Origin of the sequence: Winogradskyella endarachnes (assembly GCF_009741275.1) — a bacterium.
Lineage (GTDB): Bacteria > Bacteroidota > Bacteroidia > Flavobacteriales > Flavobacteriaceae > Winogradskyella > Winogradskyella endarachnes.
In genome coordinates, this window is the sequence record NZ_WOWS01000043.1 from 1 (window position 1) to 279 (window position 279).

Consider the following 279-nt stretch of genomic DNA (forward strand, 5'->3'; position numbering starts at 1 on the left):
GAAGAAGGTCGCCTTCAAGGTGTCCGGCTCGTGGATGATGTCGCAGATCGGCTCCGACTACAAGGACATGCTGACCAACACCGGGGTCGGCGCGTTCCCGAACGCCTCCGGCGGCGACGACCGCACGGCGACCACGCTCGGCAACTTCAAGTGGGTGATCGACGCGAAGAGCAAGAACCCCGAGGCAGCGGGCAAGTTCCTGGAGTGGGCGCTCGCCGGTGACACCGCCAACCTCGTGCCGTTCTTCGTGCAGACCCAGTTCACCAAGGTGCCGGTCCG

General features: G+C 65.2%; 1 protein-coding gene. It reads left to right on the plus strand.

The window, feature by feature from the left end; genetic code table 11:
- A partial coding sequence (locus tag GN138_RS15935) for an extracellular solute-binding protein (protein WP_157364985.1) occupies nt 1-279 on the plus strand: 279 nt, incomplete at both ends.